A 17,358-nucleotide genomic window follows, 5' to 3' on the forward strand; every position below is an offset into this window, starting at 1 on the left:
CTCCCTGACCGGGGTGACCGATGAGCGCACCCGCCGCTGAGGAGCTGCGCGCGCTGCTGTGCGGCTACGCCGACCCTGACCAGGCGACGCGACTGCTCGACGTACCACCGGCGGTCGCCGACCGCGCCTTGCAGCACCTGCCCGCCGACCTGGCTGCCGCCCGACTCAACCGGGTGCAGCCGCCCATGACCTGGTTGGTCGAGCAGGCCAGCCACCTGGGTGCCCGGCTGGTCGGCTCGTTGACTCCCGGCCGCGGCCTGGTCGTGTTCGACGGCATCCAGGTCGAGGTGGCATCCGCCCGGACGCTGGCCGAGCGGATCGCTGGCGCGTGGCCGGCGACCGGCGACGCTCCCGGTGCACTGGAGGCAGCCGTCGCCGAGGCCTGGCCGTCGTGGGCAGCGCCGGAGCCGACCTGGACGGGCGCCGGCCCGGCGCTGCTGGTCGGCCCGTGGCCTGCCGGCACCGTCGCCGTCGGCCTGTGGTGGGACTGATCAGCTCGACCGTCCAGCACTGAGGAGGGCAGGCCGAGCACGGTAGGGCGGCCCGCCGGCATCCATGTCCGGGAACGAGCACGCGGCGGTGGCCTGCTGGCCTCACAGCTCGGCCTGGAGGCCGGCGCGGACGACGCCTACAGGCCGCGACTCACGGCGTTGCGGCAGCTGGCTGCCCCCGCCCACTGCGTGTACCGGTCGATCAGATCAGCGGCCGGGGACCAGCCACCACGGGTCCTCGTGGAGGACCGCTGCCAAGCCACGGTCGCCGAGCAGGTGCCGCAGCTCGGCGGCCACGGCGCCGGCGACCGTCCGGGCCTCGCCGACCTGCCGGCGGAGCTCTGTGACGAGGTCGGCCACGGCCGCGGGTGCCGCGCCCGGCTGCCGGTGCGGACAGTCGTGTTCGTCGACCAGCGGGAGCAGGCAGACGTGCGCGTCGGCCAGCAGCACCGGGCACAGCGGCAGCATCGGCGCCGGGTTCCCGTCCCTGGTCGGCGCGGTCGGGGCTGCCTGCCGGCGCCGGGCGCTGCCGGTGGCGCGCGGGGCGGCGAAGATCCTTTCCGCGTCGGCCTGCTCGGCGTCGCCGCGGCCGGGCGCGAACGCGATGTCGTCGGTTCCCCGGTTGTCCTCGTCGGCTGACATGTGCCTCTCCCTGGTGGTGGTGCCGGACGGTTCGGGCGCTGGACCGGTGCACGAGCTGCCCCCGCCCGCGCGGGTCCCGCCGGTCCCCGGCCGCGCGTACTCGTCCGCGGGCGGTGGCGCGGGCATGCTCACCGCGTCACCTCGTCGGGGTCCTCGACCAGGTGGGGCAGCCGCTTCCGGTTGGCGATGGAGTGCACGGTGGCGGTCGCGGGCTGGCAGTCGTAGCCCTCGTCGAGGGCGAGGGAGAACCGCACGTCGGGATGCAGCTCGACGCCCTGCGGGCCGGAGCGGCGCTTGGCGCCGGTCTGCGCCCAGCCGGCGCGGAGCAGCGACGCCAGCTGCAGCTGTTCGTCCTTCGTGGGCCGCGGGGGCAGCGTCTGGCCGCGGGCAAGCAGCTGCAGCGTCCGAGCGGCCGTCGAGGGCAGCGACCCCCGCTGCTCACCGCGGCGCAGCAGGTCCCGCACCGCGCTGTCGCGCAGCGACCCTGGCTCAGGCACCAGGGTGGCGTCGGCATGCTTGCGCTGGCTGACCACCAGCCCGGCTGGTGCGAGCCGCTCCCGGAGCGCGTCGAGGGCCGTCAGGATCTGGTCGGTGGTGACGTGCAGGACGTCAGCGAGGACCCCGGTCGGGACGGCGTGGCCGGCGACGAACAGCAGCGTGCCCAGGCGCCGCTCGAGGGAGTCCACGTCGGCGGCCGGCGACGGGGTGGGGGCCTGCTGCGAGCTGTCGGCGGAGGCGAGCAGGTCGGTGAGGGGGACGGCGAGCAGCTCGGCGAGCACGCCGAGCTGAGCGAGGGTCAGGCCGTCGCGGTTGACGCCGGCCTCGACGTACCGCCATCCCGAGTCGGACATGCCCAGGGCGTCGGCGACCGTGCGGACCAGGATGTTCAGCTCGATGCGGCGCGCCTGGATGAACTCGGCGTTGAGCTGCGCGGCGTGCCCGGTCATGACACCTCCTGCAGGGTCACGCCCCACCGGGTCAGCCACTGGCGGCCGTTCCAGGTGTGGTCGACCACCCGGGAGGCCAACGGGACGCCGGCGTCCTTCACGGCCGCGTGGACGATGCTGGCGATCTTGGCGTCGGTGACCGGCTCGCCGGCGGCGTGCAGGAACGGCTCGGCCGGTGACCGGCCGGTGAGCTGCCCGGCGAACCGCTGAGCGCGCAGCAGCACCGCGGCGCCCGGCGGGGTCGGCAGCGGGGCTCCGTGCACGGTGACGGTGCTGCCGTCGGCGGCGACGGCCGCGGCGGGCAGGGCGAGCATGGTGGCGACGTCGCAGCCGAGCGCGGTCAGCACCAGCGTCGCGCCGATGACCGGATCGCGGTACAGCCGCAGCACCTGCCAGGTGGACCGGCTACGAGCGGCCGCGGCCGAGGGGGCGCTGGCGGTGTTCACCAGCCGCTCCAGGCGAACCTGCAGCTGCCACCCCAGGTGGAACGCCGCGGTCTGCGCGGCCCGGAGGCGGACGGTGAGCTCGGCGGCCGTGGCGCTGCGCATGACCAGGGTGTGCAGGTACTGCGCCACGGTGGCCTCCAGCCGGTCCCGGGCCAGCAGCGGCCGGCCGCCGGGCAGCTGGTCATCGGCCAGCGTGCCGTCGCCGGCGAGTGGGCCGGCCAGGCGGCTTCGCGCCTCGGTGAGGGTGGCCAGGTAGACCGCGTCCACGGCGGTCAACTGCTCGGCGGGCAGGGTGGCGCGGGCGGCAGCGCGGAAGGTGAGGAAGTCATCGGCCGGGACCGGTGGACACACCCACGCGACGTCGGGGCCCTCGGCGTCGGGGTTGTCCGTGGGCTGGGCCGCGGTGGCGGTGAGTGCGGCGTGGACCTCGGTCCAGGTGGCGGTGGTCGCCCCGCGCGCGGTGGCGATCTGCAGCCGCTCGTCGGTCGTTCGTCCCGTCAGCCACAGGCGCACCCCGGTGGCGTCGGTGAGGTCCAGCAGCAACCGCAGCGCGTCCAGCGTCATCGAGGTGTAGCCGTGGACGACCAGGTCCCGGATCCGGTAGGCCAGCAGCCACGGCAGCACGTGGTCCAGCACGCTCTGGTGGGCCCGATCGGTTCGCCGCTGGGTGCCGGTGATGCCGAGGGCGTCGAGCAGATCGCTGACGACGGTGGCGCCGACCGCGGCCTGGCTGCTCGGCCGGAGCACGACCCGGCCGGCCGTGACGTCGGTGCAGCCCAGCAGCCACCGCACCTCGGTGGTGTCCAGTCGGTCGCGGCACACACGGATACGGGCGCTCACACCGGCCTCGCCTTCACCGCGTGCACGGCGTCGTCGAGCACGTCCTCGCTGAGGCCGTCGACGTCGGGGTCGGCGACGCGGTTGTACGCGGCGTGCGCGGTCTGCGCCCAGCGGCGCAGGTTGCCCTTCCAGTGCCGGTTGTCGGTACGGCGCAGCAGGTCGGGCGCGGTGCGGGCCAGCAGCGGGTGGTAGGCGGCCAGCCAGGCCAGCAGTGCGTCGTCGCGGAGCCGCTGGAACGCCACCGACCGGCCGAACCGGCCGTCGAGCTCTTCGTGGGCGTCGAGGGTGACCTGCAGGCCCATGCCGATGAGCACCAGGGTGAACTGGGCGTCGGGGTGCTCGTGCAGGTGGATCAGCTGGTCGATGCCCGCCCGGCCCAGCTTCTGCGCCTCGTCGACGACCAGGATGCGCGGCCGCTCGCCGAGCACCTCCTCCAGTCGTCGTTCGGCGTCGGCGGCACGCAGCGGTGGAGTGTGCCCGGTGACGTCGGCGTAGATGCGGCGCACGACCTTCGTCGTGCCCGGGCGGGGACCCAGCCGCGTGATGACCGTCGGCACGCCCAGGCGGGCGCTGACCAGCTGGATGGAGAACGTCTTCCCGACGCCGGTCGGTCCGTGGACGGCGACCGCGCCGGCGACGTCGACCATCTCGGTCAGCGCGTCTTCGAGCTCGTCATGGAACGGCAGCGGCACGGTGGCCGCGCCCGGGGGTGCGATGTAGCGGGGGCGCCGAGCGTCGGCGTGCGGAGTGCTCATGAGGTGGTGTCCGGGTCGGGGCGGCTGTGGCGCCGCGGGCGGAGACGCGCCGGGGGTGCCGGGGCCGTCGGGGCGGCCGGCGGAGGCGGCGCATCGGGGATGGACTGGGGGCCGCCACCGCGGGTGTTGGTGGACCGGCGCTGCGGCCGCTGACGGGACTGCGCGTCGTCCGCCGCGGCTGCGGCCGGCGGAGTCGCCGTGGGGGCGACCGGCGTAGCCGCGGCCGGCGGGACAGTGCCCGGGGCGGCCGGCGTCGGGGTGGGAGCAGACCGGGCGGCGGCGTGCGCCTCGGCGGACAGCTGACGGGCCTTTCCGTGGATGGTCCGCACCCGCCGGGTCTGCGCGGCGCGGCGCGCCAGCAGCTCGTTGGCCATGGTCGGTGGCAGCGGGTGCGGAACGGCCCGCTCCCACCGGCCGTCGGACAGCTGCACGTCGACGAAGGTCTCGTCGTCGGGCACGTACCGGACCTGCAGCACGCGGCCGCCCTCATGGGTCAGCTGCGGCGCCTGGTAGGGCCGGGCGTGCATGTGCACGCCCTTGCCCGACACCGTCCGGTCGGCGGTGAGCCAGTACTGGCGCAGGATCGCGTCGTCGATCCGGCGGACCGGCGCGTCGTCGGCCAGCCACGACTCCAGGGGGCTCTGCCCGTCCAGGGCGCTGTGCGCGTGCGTGACGTTGTAGGCGGCCAGCAGCGCCCAGGCCCGGGTCCGGAACTCCTCGCGGCTCAGAAGTTCGCTGTCCGGCGTGGTGAGGATCTGGCGGCCAGCGCTGTCGACCGGACCACCGGTCCGCCCGGGGAAGGTGGCGTAGCCGGGGTCCAGGACGTTGCCGTGGAAGGTCTCCAGCTTGCCCTTCACCCACGGTGCGCGCGCAGGCGCCGGCTGCGGATCGATCCGCATCGCCAGGTACGCCGCGGCGGCGACCTCGCCGATCATCTCCGCGCCCTGATCCATCAGCAGGATCTGTGGCGACCCACCGACGAACGCCCCGCCGCCGGGTTCGGTGAACCCGCGGACGGCGGCCGCGACAGCGGCGACCGTCTGCTCCGCGGTGGGCGCCTTCGGCCACCAGATCGCGCCCATAACGGTGCGGTGCTTGTCGTCGATGAGGGTCGTCTGCCACGGCTTGACCGGGTTGCGGTACCCGGGCCAGTGCACGAAGACCGGCACCTCGTAGTGGTCGATGATCCACATGTCGTTGCGGGCGGCGCTCTCGCACAGCAGGTACGCCTGCTTGGACGCCATCGCGGTCAGCCCGCGCCGTGCCCCGTCGAACACCGCAGGGTCCTCGGCGTTGCAGGCGCGGATGAACTGCGGGTAGCCGACGGGGCAGCGGCCGGCGGCGACCTCGGCCTCCCACACCTTCTTCCGGTTGGGGCCGGCGGAGACGGCTGCGACCTGGTCGTCGGTGAGGGCGAACCTGCTCCGCTGGGTGGGCACCGCGCCGGGGTCGGCAGCCAGCCGGTGCACGGTGCGGACGGAGAGGTCGTACTGGCGGGCGAACTGCTCGACCAGCGGCGTGGGCAGGCTGCCGCCGTGTGCGGCGCGGGTCGCACGCAGCTCGGTGGCCAGCGCGTCGCGCACCTCGGGCAGCACGTGCCGGTGCGTCTTGCGGCTCATCGCCACACCCCACCCAGGGTGTCGAAGCCACTGCCGGCCAGCGGGGTGACCCCGTCGGCGGTGGCCACGCGCGCGGCCGGCTGCTGCGCCAGCGGCAGCACGCGGACCGCGGTGATCGGTGCCGGCAGCAGCGGCGACCACTCCGCGGCCCACTCCCAGGAGGTCGCGGCGAGAGTCGGGATGCCCCGGTGCAGGCCGGTGTAGATGCGGTCGGCGACCACGCCGCGCGACCCGATCCAGATCAGCGGGGCCGCGACGTCCTCGTCGCTGCCCTCCGCTGCGGCAGGTGGCAGCTCGACCAGCCGCCACGCGTCGTCGGGCAGGTAGTTCCAGCAGTAGGTCGCCGCCGCGCCCTGGATGCGGATGCTGGCGGTGCGGTCGAAACGGAACAGCGGGCGCTCTGCCAGTACCGCACCCACGTGCACCGGCAGCAGCTCGGGCAGCTGCTGCGGGGCGGGCCAGCGGTGGTCGGCGAGCAGTCGCGGCAGCACGCGGCGGACCCGGTCGGTGAGCTCGGCCCGGGATGCGGCGCCGTTCACCGGAGGCTCCGGTTCGCGCGCGAGCGGGTCGAGCAGGGGCGCTGCGGCCACGACACATCCTCCCAGTATTCGAACGTGTGTTCGGCTCCCCCGAGGTGGATCTTGCGGAGATCGGCCGCCGGGCGCAACCCCGGGCTGCTTGCCGAGGGTCGAGTGGTGTGTGCGCAGGTCATGTACCGGACCGTTCGGAAGCAGCACGTCCGGCAGTCGGTTAGCGCGGACAGGTCGTGTGCGCTACCGCGCACCGTTCGTGTCGGGAGGAGCGCGCAGCACCGCTTGGATGTGAACGTGCGGGCATGACCCGGACCCACCCGCCGATCGCGTGGGTGAGCACGGGCAGCTGGAAGGAGGGCACTGCGGAGTTCGACACCGGCCACCCGGTGCGCGATGAGGCGTTGCGCCGCCTCAACCAGGCTGCAGTGACCCTGCGGGTGCGGCGGGAGCGGGCGCACTTGTCGGCACACACTGTTGCCCGCTGGGCCGGACTGCGCCGGCAGACGGTCAGCGACCTGGAGAACGGGCAGAGCTGGGCCGACGCGGTCACCGTGCACCGCATCGCGATCGTGCTGGGGTTGGACAGCCACCTGCGGCCAGATCCACAGGGCAGCATGGGTCCGCGGGCGTGACCACCCCGTGGCGGGGCTCCGGCAGCCCAACCGCGCAGCGCTGACCCTCGCTCACCGCCCCCACCCAGGCGCCGCCACGGCATGGGGGGCAGATGACCACCCCGTCGGAGTGTGCGCGCCGTCCGCACTGGTCACCACGGCCCTACACTTACAACCTATTGCTCATTACGGGCCGTAATGAGCAATAGGTTGGCAACCGGGGAAGGTGTGTCCGATGCCCCGTCGCGTGACGGTCTACTCCGCGCCCACGCGCGACGTCTGCGCCGCTCTCGGCTCGGAGATCGCCCGGGTCCGCCGCGAGCGCCGCTGGTCCCAGACCGCGCTCGCCGAGCGAGTCGGGGTGGCGCTCGGCACCATCCGTGCCGTGGAGAAGGGGGCACCGTCGGTCACCCTCGGCGTCGCGGTCGAGGCAGCCACCGTCCTCGGGATCGATCTGATCGGCGGCCCGGCCGCCACCGCCGCGCGGGCCGCGGACAACCGCCGCACCCTCGCCCTGCTCCCGCAGCGGATCCGGGCCGGAGCCGTCGATGACGACTTCTGACCGCCGCGCCGCCGGCCCGCCGGAGAGCGCGTTCGTCTGGGTGTGGCTGCCCGGCGCCGGCAGCTGACCGGTTCGGTGCAGGGGCGACTGCGGCACCGTCTCTTGTCGTAGCACGGTTGTTCTGGTGACGGCAGCTTCCGCGGCCATGGACTACCTGGTCGCCACCTGACTGTCGGTCTCCCTGCCAGGTGACGCTGCAGTAGCTACCCCGCGCCCCACTCGGGAGGGCACCTTGGCGGCGTGCCCCACCGCGCCCGCAGTCGCGTTCGCAGCCAGAGTTCGCGGTTCGCGGCACCGAAAGCCCAGCCCGCCCCGCCCCGGGTCGCTGGTGTCCGGCCGCTGCTGCACGCAGGCGGGCCCGGTGACGACCAGGTGGTCGGCGACCTCGCGCAGTTCCCGGTTGTGTCGGTGCCGCGAGGACTTCACTGCGGCTACGGCCGAGTACGACTGACCACGCCTCATCGGCAAGGGAACGAGCTCCGCGCAGCCGATCCCCAGGTGGCGCCGCCGCCGAACACGGCCGCAACACGACGTTCCGGTCCGACACAGGCTCGCTTTGAAGCGGGATTGTCCGCCCCTGCCTCTAGCCTGCGCCGAACACGACGGGCCGAGGAGCGCGGATGAACCACCAGGGGGCGATTGCGCGGTGGGGCCCGTCCAGCACCGTGTCGAACAACCACACACCGGTGCCCAGCCCTGCGGCAGCGCACGTCGGTGACCGCGACCGAGGGAGGCAGCCGTGAGCGACATCGCCGGAGAGCTCTCCCGCGTGCGCGGGGCCTTCGACCAGCCCACGCTCACTCTCCTGCACCGCGGGATGGCCCCGGTCGTGATCGCCATCTTCCGCAGCTCCTTCGGTCGCGACATCCGCAGCATCCCGGCGCCGCGGCTGCACGACCAGGTCGACGCCTACCTCGACGAGCTGCGCCTGGCCGGCGTCCCGGCGTCGGACTTGCCGACCGGCGCTGGCCGCGACCTGTGCCTGAAGTGGATGCGCGGCCAGTGGCTGGTCCGCAGCGCCGCCGAGGACGGCACCGAGGTGTACTCCCTGACCTCCCACGCCCAGGACGCGCTCGCGCTGGTCAAGAGCCTCACCCGGGAGCGGGCCAGCCTCTCCGAGCACCGGATCTCCACCATCCTCAGCGCGGTTCGCCGGTTCAACACCGAGGTCAACCCCGACCGCGCGGCCCGTGTGGGGATCCTGGACAGCGAGATCGAGCGCCTGACCGCCGAACGCGACCGGCTGCTCGACGGCGGCGAGCTGCCCCAGGTCTCGTCGGACTACATGCTGGAGGGCTACGGCGAGCTTCTGCAGCTCATCGCGGCGCTGCCCAGCGACTTTGCCCGCGTGGAGGAGGCGTTCACCGGGCTACGCAGCAGCATCCTCGCCTCCTTCCGGGCCGAGGAGCGCCCCGCCGGTGAGGTCATCGACGACTACCTGGCCCGCGCCGACTCGCTGATGACCGCGACCCCTGAAGGGCGCGCGTTCGAAGGCGCCTTCGCGCTGCTGCGCGACGAGGCGCTGCTGCTGCAGCTGCGCGAAGACCTCGGGGCGCTGCTGGGGCACCCGCTGGCTGAGGACATCCTTCTCGACGCCGACCGGCGCGAGCTGCGCGGCACCGTCGGGCTGATCCGCAACGGCATCGTCAGCGTCCTGGCCCGGCGCAGCCGGGTGACCGCGGCGCTGCGGGAGTACATCGTCACCCACGACATCACCCGTGACCGGGAGCTGGACGCGACGCTGCGCCAGGTCGACGCCGAGCTGGCCACCTGGATGAAGACCGCCGGCCCCCGCGCCGCTGTGCCGCTGGAACTCCTCCCGCCGCGCATCGAGGTCAGCCACCTGCGGGAGCGGTTCTACAACGCTGAGACCGAGGTCGGGCCGCCACCGCTGTCCGACGTCAGCGAGCACCGGCCCGACGCGGTGTCGCTGACCGAGCTGCTCGCCCAGGGCGGCCCGTCGCTGGACTCCCTGCGGCGAGAACTGGCCAAGGCGCTGACCGACCCGGAGCCGATGGTCTCCCTCGGCGCGCTGTTCGACGGGCTGGACCCGGCGCTGCGGCGGCCGGTGGAGATCTTCGGGCTGCTGCACCTGGCGACGAACTCGTCCGGTCTGGACCGGCACGCCGACACCGAGACCTACCGGGCGGTGCGGCCCAACGGCAGCGAGCGGGCGTTGGCCGTGCCCCGGGTCGCGCCAGCGCCGGCGGGGGCCCCGGACACGCCTGCCCCTCACACCGACCCCACGGCCATCGCGGCAGCCGCCTCCGAGGAGAACCGATGAGCGAGTTCGACCGAGCCGACCACGACACCCTGACCGGCGACCCCGTCGACGGTGACACCGACCCTGTCGACCTCCGTGACGCCAGCTGGGCCGGGGATGCCATCGACGCCGACGACACCGAACGTGAGCTGACGTCCACCGTCGCGCTGTTCGAGGGCGATGAGGGAGGTCTGGAGATCGATCAGCGCAAGGCGCTGGTGGTGCTGCTCAAGCAGCGGTTCATCAGCGCCCGGACGCATCCGAAGGAGTGGCGTGCGCTGACCCGCAACCCGCGCCCGATCCGCGCCCGGCTCAACGACCTGTTCCTCGAGCTGTATCTGGACGCCGACCGCGAGGTCGCCTACAAGCGGCAGGTCGCTCCCGAAGGCGGCGGCCGACCGTTCCCCACGCTGCTCTACGACGCACCCTGGGGCCGGGAGGACACGATCCTGCTGGTCTACCTGCGCAGCCGGTTCCGCAGCGAGCAGGCCGCCGGCGCCGACCGAGTCTTCGTCGACCGCGACGACATGCTGGAGTTCGTCGACCAGCACCGGCCCGCGCACGCCACCGACCAGTCCGGCGACAGGAAGCGCGCGGAGCGGGCGATCGAGGCGCTGTACAAGGCCGGCCTGCTCATCGGCCCGAGCACCGCCGAGCGCTTCGAGGTCAGCAACGCCATCGAGGTGCTGCTGCCCATGGAGAAGCTGGCCGAGCTGCTGACCTGGCTGCGCGAGCAGAACAGCACTCCCGGCGGCCAGCCCGAGGCCCCCACTGACCCCGATGGCGTCCTGGACGTCGCCGACGACGAGAGCTGAGCGATGACCACCAACGACCACCGCGAGCTGCTCGCCCCTGCCGACGACGAGGAGCCGGCCGGCGACGCCAGGCTGGTGCATGACGCCGGGCTGGTCCATGACGCCGGGCTGCTGTTCCACGTCGACGGCGCCACCGAGGGCACCACACAGTGGAAGGCCGAGACCTTCCAGCTGGTGAACTGGGGCGGGTTCGAAGGCCGTGTCCGGTTCGACTTCCACTCCGGCTCGACGCTGATCTCCGGCGCCTCGGGCACCGGCAAGAGCACCCTGCTCGACGCCTACATCGCACTGATGATGCCGTCGGACACCCCGTTCAACGGCGCGTCCAACGACGCGGTCGGCGGCCGCGCCCGCAGCGCCGAGCAGCGGAACCTGCTCAGCTACCTGCGCGGCCAGACCGACACCACCGCCGGCGCAGACGGGCAGGAGAAGGCCAAGGTGCTGCGCGGTGAGGGCATCGCCGCCTGGGGTGCGGTCGGCATGACGTTCGTCGACGACCACGGCCGACGATTCACCGCCTTCCGCGTGTACTACGTGCCCGCACGTGCCCGTCGCGCCGGTGACATCACCATGCGGATGGCCACCTACGACGGCGTACTCGACCTGGCTGCCCTCGCCGACCACATCGGCGCCGGCGACCAGCACTTCGTTCCCAAGGCGCTCAAGGCCGCCTTCCCGGGCCTGAAGACTCACGACAGCTACGCCTCCTTCGCCAACACCCTGCACACCCGGCTGGGCATCGGGGCCAACGGCGACGGCACCAAGGCCCTGCGGCTGCTGGTGCGCATCCAGTCCGGCCACCAGATCCGCACCGTCGACGAGCTGTACAAGGAGATGGTCCTGGAGCGGCCGGGCACCTACGCCGCCGCCGACCGCGCCATCGAGCACTTCGACGACCTGGAGGCCTCCTACCTGGCGATGCAGACCGAGCAGCAGAAGGCCCAGCTGCTCGACCCCATCACCGAACGGCACACCACCCTGCTCACCGCCCGTGCCGAGGTCGAGACCATCGACACCTTCGGCCTCACCCTGCCCGGCGACACCCCGGTCAGCCTGTGGAGCCTGCGCACCGAGGCGGCCCTGCTCTCCGACGCGGTGGACACCAACCGGACCGCGCGCATCGACAACACCGACCGGCTGCGCCGCGCCCGCGGCGACGAGGATGAGCTCACCCGCGACCTGAAGGCCCGGCAGGAGGAGCACCGCCGCAGCGGAGGTGCCGACCTCGAGCGTCTCGCCGCCGAGATCGACACCGCCCAGCTGCTCCGTGACGACCGGCGGGCCCGCCGCGGCGCGCTGGCGCAGCGGACGACCGTCCTGGCCGCACCGCTGGGCAGCCGGGAGGACTTCGACGCCATCCGCGCAGCCGGCGCGGCGTTTCTGGCCGGCTACGCCGAAGCCGACGAGAAGCTGGGCCGCCGCCACGACGAGGTGCTGCGCCAGCAGTTCCCGCTGTCCGAGCGCAAGCAGAAGCTCACCGAAGAGCGCCGGTCGTTCACCGGCCGCGCCGGGCGGGTGCCGAAGTTCCTCGACGACATGCGCCAGCAGGTCGCCGCCGCGGCCGGGATGTCCCCGGCCGAGCTGCCGTTCCTCGCCGAGCTGATCGACGTCGCGCCCGAGCACGCCCGCTGGCGCATCGCCATCGAGACCGTCCTCGGTGGCAGCGCCCGCCTGCTGCTGGTACCCGCCGAGCGCCTGGAGGAGTTCTCCCGTGCGATCGACCCGCTGCGGTTGCGCGGCCGCATCGACTTCGAGGGCATCCCTGCGGCTGCGCACCGGGACCGGCCGCTGGACCCCTCCCGCGTCGCCGGGAAGCTGCTGTTCAAGGACCACCCGTTCAGCGACTGGGTGACCCGGTACGTCTCCGCTGAGGCCCGCAACGCGCTGTGCGTGGAGACCGCCGCAGAGCTGGCCGGCCCCGGCTACCGGGTCACCTTGGCCGGGCAGACCCGACGTGGTTCTCGCGGCAGTCACGGCCGCAACGACACCGCGAACATCATCGGGTTCAGCAGCGCTGAGGCGATCGCCGACATCGACGCCGAGCTGGCCATCCTCGAGACCCGGCTGCGGGAGCTCGACGATGAGCGGGCGCGGGCGAAGCAGGAGCGGGCGGAGCTGAGCCGGGTCCAGCTGGCCTACGAGGCTGTGCAGGCCGCGTTGTGGGAGGACATCGACGTCGCCGGCGTCGAGGACCGCATCCGCGAGCTGGAGAGCAGCCGCCGGTCCATCCTGGAGGCCGACGACCAGCTCCGGGCCCTCGAGGTGCTCATCGAGGCACTCGGCAGGCGCCTGGACGCCGCCGCCGAGCGCCGGTACGACCTGCAGCGCCGCGGCAAGGACCTCGACGCCGAGCACCTCGCGCTGGCCGAACGGCAGGACGAGGTGAGCATCGAGCTGAACCGGATCGAGGATGAGCAGCGAGTCGTCCTCGACGACGAGCAGATCACCCGGCTGGACAAGGAGTTCGCTGCGGCCGCCTCCCCGGGCGACCCGGCCAACCTGGCCGAGTTCGGCAAGAACCTGGCCCGGCTGCACCGCCGGCTGTCCGACGCCATCGCCGCCGCCCGCTCCGAGGTCGATCGCGCCGAAGCCGACCTCGGGCGGATCTTCGAGGCCTACCAGCTCAAGTGGGAGGACCCCAACCTCGGCGTCACCGCGGCGTCCTACCCGGACTACGCCCGGATCCTGGACAACATCGTGACCACCGGGCTGCACGCCCGCCGCCTCGAATGGCGCAACCGCCTCACCGAGTGGAGCGGGCAGGACCTGGTGCCGCTGGCCGGGGCGATGGAGGCCTCCATCGCCGACATCGAGGACCGGCTGGACCCGATCAACGCCATCCTGGGCACGCTGCCCTTCGGTGCCGGCCGCGACCGCCTGCGGATCAAGCTGCGCCGGCTCACCCCCGACCACGTCACCTCCTTCCGCCGGGAGCTGCGCACGCTGTCGTCGGCGGCGACCAAGGGGCTGCCGGAGAACCAGATGGAACGCCGGTTCGCCGAGCTGCAGCAGTTCATGGCCCAGATTCGGCGCCGCGACGACCCGCGCGCCATCGCCGACCTCTCCGACCGGGACCGGCTGCTCGACGTCCGCCGGCACGTGGAGATCACCGCCGAGCGGTACAGCGCCGACGGGCAGCTGCTGAGCGTGCACTCCACGCTCGGCGGGAAGAGCGGCGGGGAGAGCCAGGAGCTGGTCGCGTTCATCGTGGGTGCCGCGCTGCGCTTCCGGCTCGGCGACGAGCTGCGCACCCGCCCGAGGTTCGCGCCGGTGTTCCTCGACGAGGGCTTCGTCAAGGCCGACGCCGAGTTCGCCGGCCGCGCGGTGCAGGCATGGAAGGGCCTGGGGTTCCAGCTGATCGTCGGCGCGCCGCTGGACAAGGTGACCGCGCTGGAGCCGCACATGAACGAGCTGCTGGCAATCACCAAGAACACCACCACCGGCTTCTCCTTCGTCGCGCGCATCACCGACGCCGTCGCCGCCGGCGGGCCCGCGTGAAGTCCCCCGAGCAGGTCACCGCCGACATCGGCCGACGGGTGAAGGGATCCTGGGCGGCGGACCTGACCGGCACCGCTGAGGCTCCGGTGTGGCCGCACGCCTTCCCGATCGGCGCCCCCACCTCCGCTGCCCTGGCCGCCGACTTCGCCGCCGCCGCGCGGCTGGTCGGGACCTGGCGGACGTGGGCTGCCGCGCGGGACCTGCAGCTGCGGTGGACGAACCGCCGAGTCGCCAGCACCGACCAGGAGCTGCCGACCCACGTCCTCGTGCCCGATCTGAACACCGCCGTCCGAATCGTCGCCGGCGAGTGGACCGCCCGGATCCCCCGCGGTCGACACCGGGCCGCGGTCCTGACCGATCGCTACCCGCACCTGACCCAGCCCGCGCGCACGCTCACCGCCGTCGACAAGCTCTCCGACGTCGACTTCGACCTGCTGTGCCGGGCCGCGGACTGGTTCGCCGCCCACAACGCAACCGGGCTGACCCCACGGCAGGTGCCGATCCCCGGCCTGCACGCCAAGTGGCTCAACACTCGACGGGCGCTGGTCCGCGAGCTCGCCGGCGTCGAGAACCTGGGCCTGCTGCCCGACCACCCGGCCCGCATCCACTTCACCTACCTCGACCCCGATCACCGCGCCAGCGGCGGACGGGCGCACGACTCGGCCACCGTCGACGACCGCGTCGCCCTGCCGTACCGGCCCGAGGTCGTGATCATCTCGGAGAACAAGGACACCGCCATCCACTTCCCGCCAGTCCCCGGCGGGGTGTCCGTCGAAGGCGCCGGCACCGGCGGCAGCACGATCGCCGCGTTCGACTGGATCACCAGCGCTCCACGGGTCATCTACTGGGGCGACATGGACGCCGACGGCCTGGAGATCCTCGACGGCTTCCGCGACGCCGGCGTGCCGGCCGCATCGATCCTGATGGACCCGGCCACCTACGACGCCTGGGAAGGCTTCGGCACCAACGTCGACAAGAACGGCAAGCCGCTCGGCCCCCGCCCGCCGCGACCGGTGCTGCACCTGACCGCCGCCGAGCGCACTCTGTACCACCAGCTCATCGCGCCGGACTGGACCCGGCACCGCCGCGTGGAGCAGGAGCGCATCCCGCTGAGCGTGGCGCTCGGGCAGGTGCACGCAGTCCCCGCCGGCCGCTGACGTCGGTACGCCCGGCGTGCGCGGCCTAACCAGGCCGTGCAGCGGCAGCACGCTGACCGCCGTTCAGGTCCGCGCGTTCGTCCGGTTCCGCAGCCGCAGCTCGAGCGGAAGCGGCACGGCGCTGACCGCTACTACGGCACTGACCGCATCGCAGGCCCACCACCCGAGTCGCAACTCACCCGTTGGGATAGTTGCGACCACCCGGGTGGTCCAGGACGATGGCAGCTAACCGTGCTACATGGAGGATGACGATGAGCGAGACGCTGACCGGGCTGGAGGCGCTGGGCCCGCTGAGCCCGGCGCCGGCCCCAGTCGACACCGACCGGGACGCGGCTGCCGTGGGCGCCCGCGTCCGGCTGGCCCGCACCCGCCGGCAGCTGACCGGCGAGCAGCTGGGGGCGGCGCTCGGGCTGGGCAAGGACCAGATCTCGAAGATCGAGCGCGGCAAGCGCCGCATCAGTGTCCGTGAGCTGCCCAAGCTCGCTCACGCCCTGGGCGTGGCCGCCGGCGAGCTGCTCGGAGAGGCGTCTGGACCGCGGCGGCTGGCGCTGGCCCACCGGCTGACGGCCGGCGCTGGAGACGACGTCGCCGCCACGCACCGGCGCGCGCTGCAACTGCTGGAGGTCGAGGACGTGCTCGCGCTGCGGGCGGCGCCGTCCATCGCCGCTGCAAGCCTCGCCGGGGGACAGCTGATCGACTACGCCCGCCAGTCGTTCACCGAGCGGCCGCGCACCCGCGCGGAGGCGCAACGTCAGGGCCGGCGGCTGGCCGAGCGTGTCCGGGAGGGACTGAGCCTCGGCGCACACGAGATCGGCGACCTGGCCGGCCTCATCGAGCGGAACTTCGGTGTCGATGTCGCGATCTCTCCCCTGGGCGAGGACGCCGACGGGCTGTGCGTGCACGGCGAGCAGGTCGCGATGATCGTGGCCAGCAGCGACTTCCCCGACGGGCACGTGCGGTTCACCCTCGCTCATGAGCTCGGCCATCACCTGCTGGCCGATCCGCGGCGCGACATCATCGACGACACCGCCCACGACCTGTATGACACCGCCGACCTGCTCGAGCGGCGGGTGAACGCCTTCGCCGCGCACCTGCTGATGCCGGCCTCCGGTGTTCGGGAGACGCTGGCATGGAGCAGCGACGGGCAGGTCAGCGACCGGGCGCTGGTGGCGCTGATGCAGCGGTTCGGCGTGTCCCTGCCGGCGCTGGTCCACCAGCTGGTCGAGCTGAGCCTGCTGACCGCCGACATCGGGACCAAGGTGCGGCGCGACTGCGACGAAGACCAACTCGTCGCCCGGCACCGCGACGTCAGCGGCGGCATGACCCCGACCGTCGTGCGACGCACGGTGCGCGCTCCCGAGCGGCTGCTGACCGCCGCCATCCGGGGCGTGCAGGCCGAAGCAATCGGGCTGGCGCCGGTGGCGGTGCTGCTCGAACGGGACGACGACGACGCTCTGTGGCGGGAGTTCATGGAACCCGCTGGCGGGGCGCTCGTCGCCGGCGGCACGCCCGGCCGGTGACCAGCGTTCGCGACCGGCCGCCACGGTCGGGCCCATGAGTCAGCCCGTCCTTTGGATCCCCGACACGTCCTCCCTCATCACCCTCGCCGTCGACGGCGGGCTGGCCGCAGCCGTCCAGGCCGAATGCCGACGAGAGCGTGTCGTTCTGCTCGACATCGTCGTAGACGAGCTGACGCACCTTGCCGACGGCCGCGAACAGGTCAGCGGCTTGGCAGCGGCCGCGCTGACGCAGCTGGCCTGGCTGGGCAGCCCTCTGTACACCAGCGACAAGGTCGACTCGAGGGGAGTCCAGGCGATCCAGGACGTCATCCGCGCAGGCCGGCCGCTGCGGGACCCATGGCAGCACCTGGGTGAGGCGGTGGCGCTCGCGCTCGCCGAGCGCCTGCAGGTCGTCACCCCCAAGCTGCTCACCGAAGACCACGACGCCCGGGTCGAGGCGAAGAACCGGGGCCTCACCGCGCTCAGCGTCCACAAGCTGCTGTCGGCCATGGTCGGGAGCGGGCGGCTGAACGCCGAGACCGCCGAGGGCTTCGCTGACCACATTCATGCCGCCGGACGAGCCGCCAGCCAGTACTCCGCCGATGAGTTCCGCACCGGGGACCTCGGGCGCGTCGGGAAGCCGTAGAAGGGACGGCGTCGGCCGCCCCACTGCGGAACGG

15 protein-coding genes are annotated in these 17,358 nt (G+C 73.2%); 9 read left to right on the forward strand and 6 right to left on the reverse strand.

Features of this window, described 5'->3' with window-relative positions:
- The first annotated feature begins 20 nt into the window (after window positions 1–20).
- Window positions 21–491 carry a hypothetical protein gene (locus ACI79U_RS07720; RefSeq protein WP_457066358.1) on the forward strand — a complete coding sequence of 157 codons (471 nt, stop codon included), beginning with the start codon at window positions 21–23 and terminating at the stop codon, window positions 489–491.
- A 207-nt stretch (window positions 492–698) separates the two neighbouring features.
- Here the strand turns inward: ACI79U_RS07720 and ACI79U_RS07725 are convergent, their stop codons facing one another.
- The 6 genes from ACI79U_RS07725 to ACI79U_RS07750 all read right to left on the reverse strand — a co-directional run bounded on the left by ACI79U_RS07725 (window position 699) and on the right by ACI79U_RS07750 (window position 6,330).
- Window positions 699–1,133: a hypothetical protein gene (locus ACI79U_RS07725; RefSeq protein WP_457066360.1), complete on the reverse strand. Its 435-nt coding sequence runs from the start codon at window positions 1,131–1,133 to the stop codon at window positions 699–701.
- Between the two features lie 128 nt (window positions 1,134–1,261).
- On the reverse strand, window positions 1,262–2,080 hold the full coding sequence (locus tag ACI79U_RS07730; RefSeq protein WP_457066362.1) for a helix-turn-helix domain-containing protein: 819 nt from the start codon (window positions 2,078–2,080) through the stop codon (window positions 1,262–1,264).
- Window positions 2,077–3,366, reverse strand: coding sequence for a hypothetical protein (locus ACI79U_RS07735; RefSeq protein WP_457066364.1), 1,290 nt, complete (start codon window positions 3,364–3,366; stop codon window positions 2,077–2,079). Before ACI79U_RS07735 ends, ACI79U_RS07730 begins: the two co-directional genes overlap by 4 nt.
- On the reverse strand, window positions 3,363–4,121 hold the full coding sequence (locus ACI79U_RS07740) for an AAA family ATPase (RefSeq protein ID WP_457066366.1): 759 nt from the start codon (window positions 4,119–4,121) through the stop codon (window positions 3,363–3,365). Before ACI79U_RS07740 ends, ACI79U_RS07735 begins: the two co-directional genes overlap by 4 nt.
- Window positions 4,118–5,740, reverse strand: coding sequence for a Mu transposase C-terminal domain-containing protein (locus tag ACI79U_RS07745; RefSeq protein WP_457066368.1), 1,623 nt, complete (start codon window positions 5,738–5,740; stop codon window positions 4,118–4,120). Before ACI79U_RS07745 ends, ACI79U_RS07740 begins: the two co-directional genes overlap by 4 nt.
- The gene (locus ACI79U_RS07750; RefSeq protein WP_457066370.1) at window positions 5,737–6,330 is read right to left on the reverse strand and encodes a hypothetical protein; all 594 of its coding nucleotides are present in this window, start codon (window positions 6,328–6,330) and stop codon (window positions 5,737–5,739) included. The genes ACI79U_RS07745 and ACI79U_RS07750 overlap by 4 nt, the downstream gene beginning before the upstream one ends.
- 245 nt (window positions 6,331–6,575) lie before the next feature.
- On the opposite strand from ACI79U_RS07750, the gene ACI79U_RS07755 reads away from it, so the two are divergent.
- From ACI79U_RS07755 to ACI79U_RS07790, 8 genes are all read left to right on the forward strand, one after another.
- Window positions 6,576–6,905, forward strand: a complete 330-nt coding sequence (locus ACI79U_RS07755) for a helix-turn-helix transcriptional regulator (RefSeq protein WP_457066372.1) — start codon at window positions 6,576–6,578, stop codon at window positions 6,903–6,905.
- A gap of 214 nt (window positions 6,906–7,119) precedes the next feature.
- Window positions 7,120–7,446: a helix-turn-helix transcriptional regulator gene (locus tag ACI79U_RS07760; protein ID WP_457066374.1), complete on the forward strand. Its 327-nt coding sequence runs from the start codon at window positions 7,120–7,122 to the stop codon at window positions 7,444–7,446.
- 739 nt (window positions 7,447–8,185) lie between these two features.
- Window positions 8,186–9,730, forward strand: coding sequence for a DUF3375 domain-containing protein (locus tag ACI79U_RS07765; protein WP_457066376.1), 1,545 nt, complete (start codon window positions 8,186–8,188; stop codon window positions 9,728–9,730).
- On the forward strand, window positions 9,727–10,524 hold the full coding sequence (locus ACI79U_RS07770) for a DUF4194 domain-containing protein (RefSeq protein ID WP_457066378.1): 798 nt from the start codon (window positions 9,727–9,729) through the stop codon (window positions 10,522–10,524). Before ACI79U_RS07765 ends, ACI79U_RS07770 begins: the two co-directional genes overlap by 4 nt.
- A gap of 3 nt (window positions 10,525–10,527) precedes the next feature.
- Complete coding sequence (locus ACI79U_RS07775; RefSeq protein WP_457066380.1) at window positions 10,528–14,022, forward strand: ATP-binding protein; 3,495 nt, start codon at window positions 10,528–10,530, stop codon at window positions 14,020–14,022.
- Entirely contained in the window at window positions 14,019–15,179 is a 1,161-nt protein-coding gene (locus ACI79U_RS07780; RefSeq protein WP_457066382.1) for a Wadjet anti-phage system protein JetD domain-containing protein, read from the forward strand. Before ACI79U_RS07775 ends, ACI79U_RS07780 begins: the two co-directional genes overlap by 4 nt.
- Before the next feature lie 251 nt (window positions 15,180–15,430).
- A complete protein-coding gene (locus tag ACI79U_RS07785; RefSeq protein ID WP_457066384.1) occupies window positions 15,431–16,699 on the forward strand; it encodes a helix-turn-helix domain-containing protein in 1,269 nt (422 codons plus the stop codon).
- A gap of 34 nt (window positions 16,700–16,733) precedes the next feature.
- Entirely contained in the window at window positions 16,734–17,324 is a 591-nt protein-coding gene (locus ACI79U_RS07790) for a hypothetical protein (protein WP_457066386.1), read from the forward strand.
- The last annotated feature ends 34 nt before the right edge of the window (window positions 17,325–17,358 follow it).

It is taken from the genome of Modestobacter sp. SYSU DS0904, assembly GCF_054051115.1.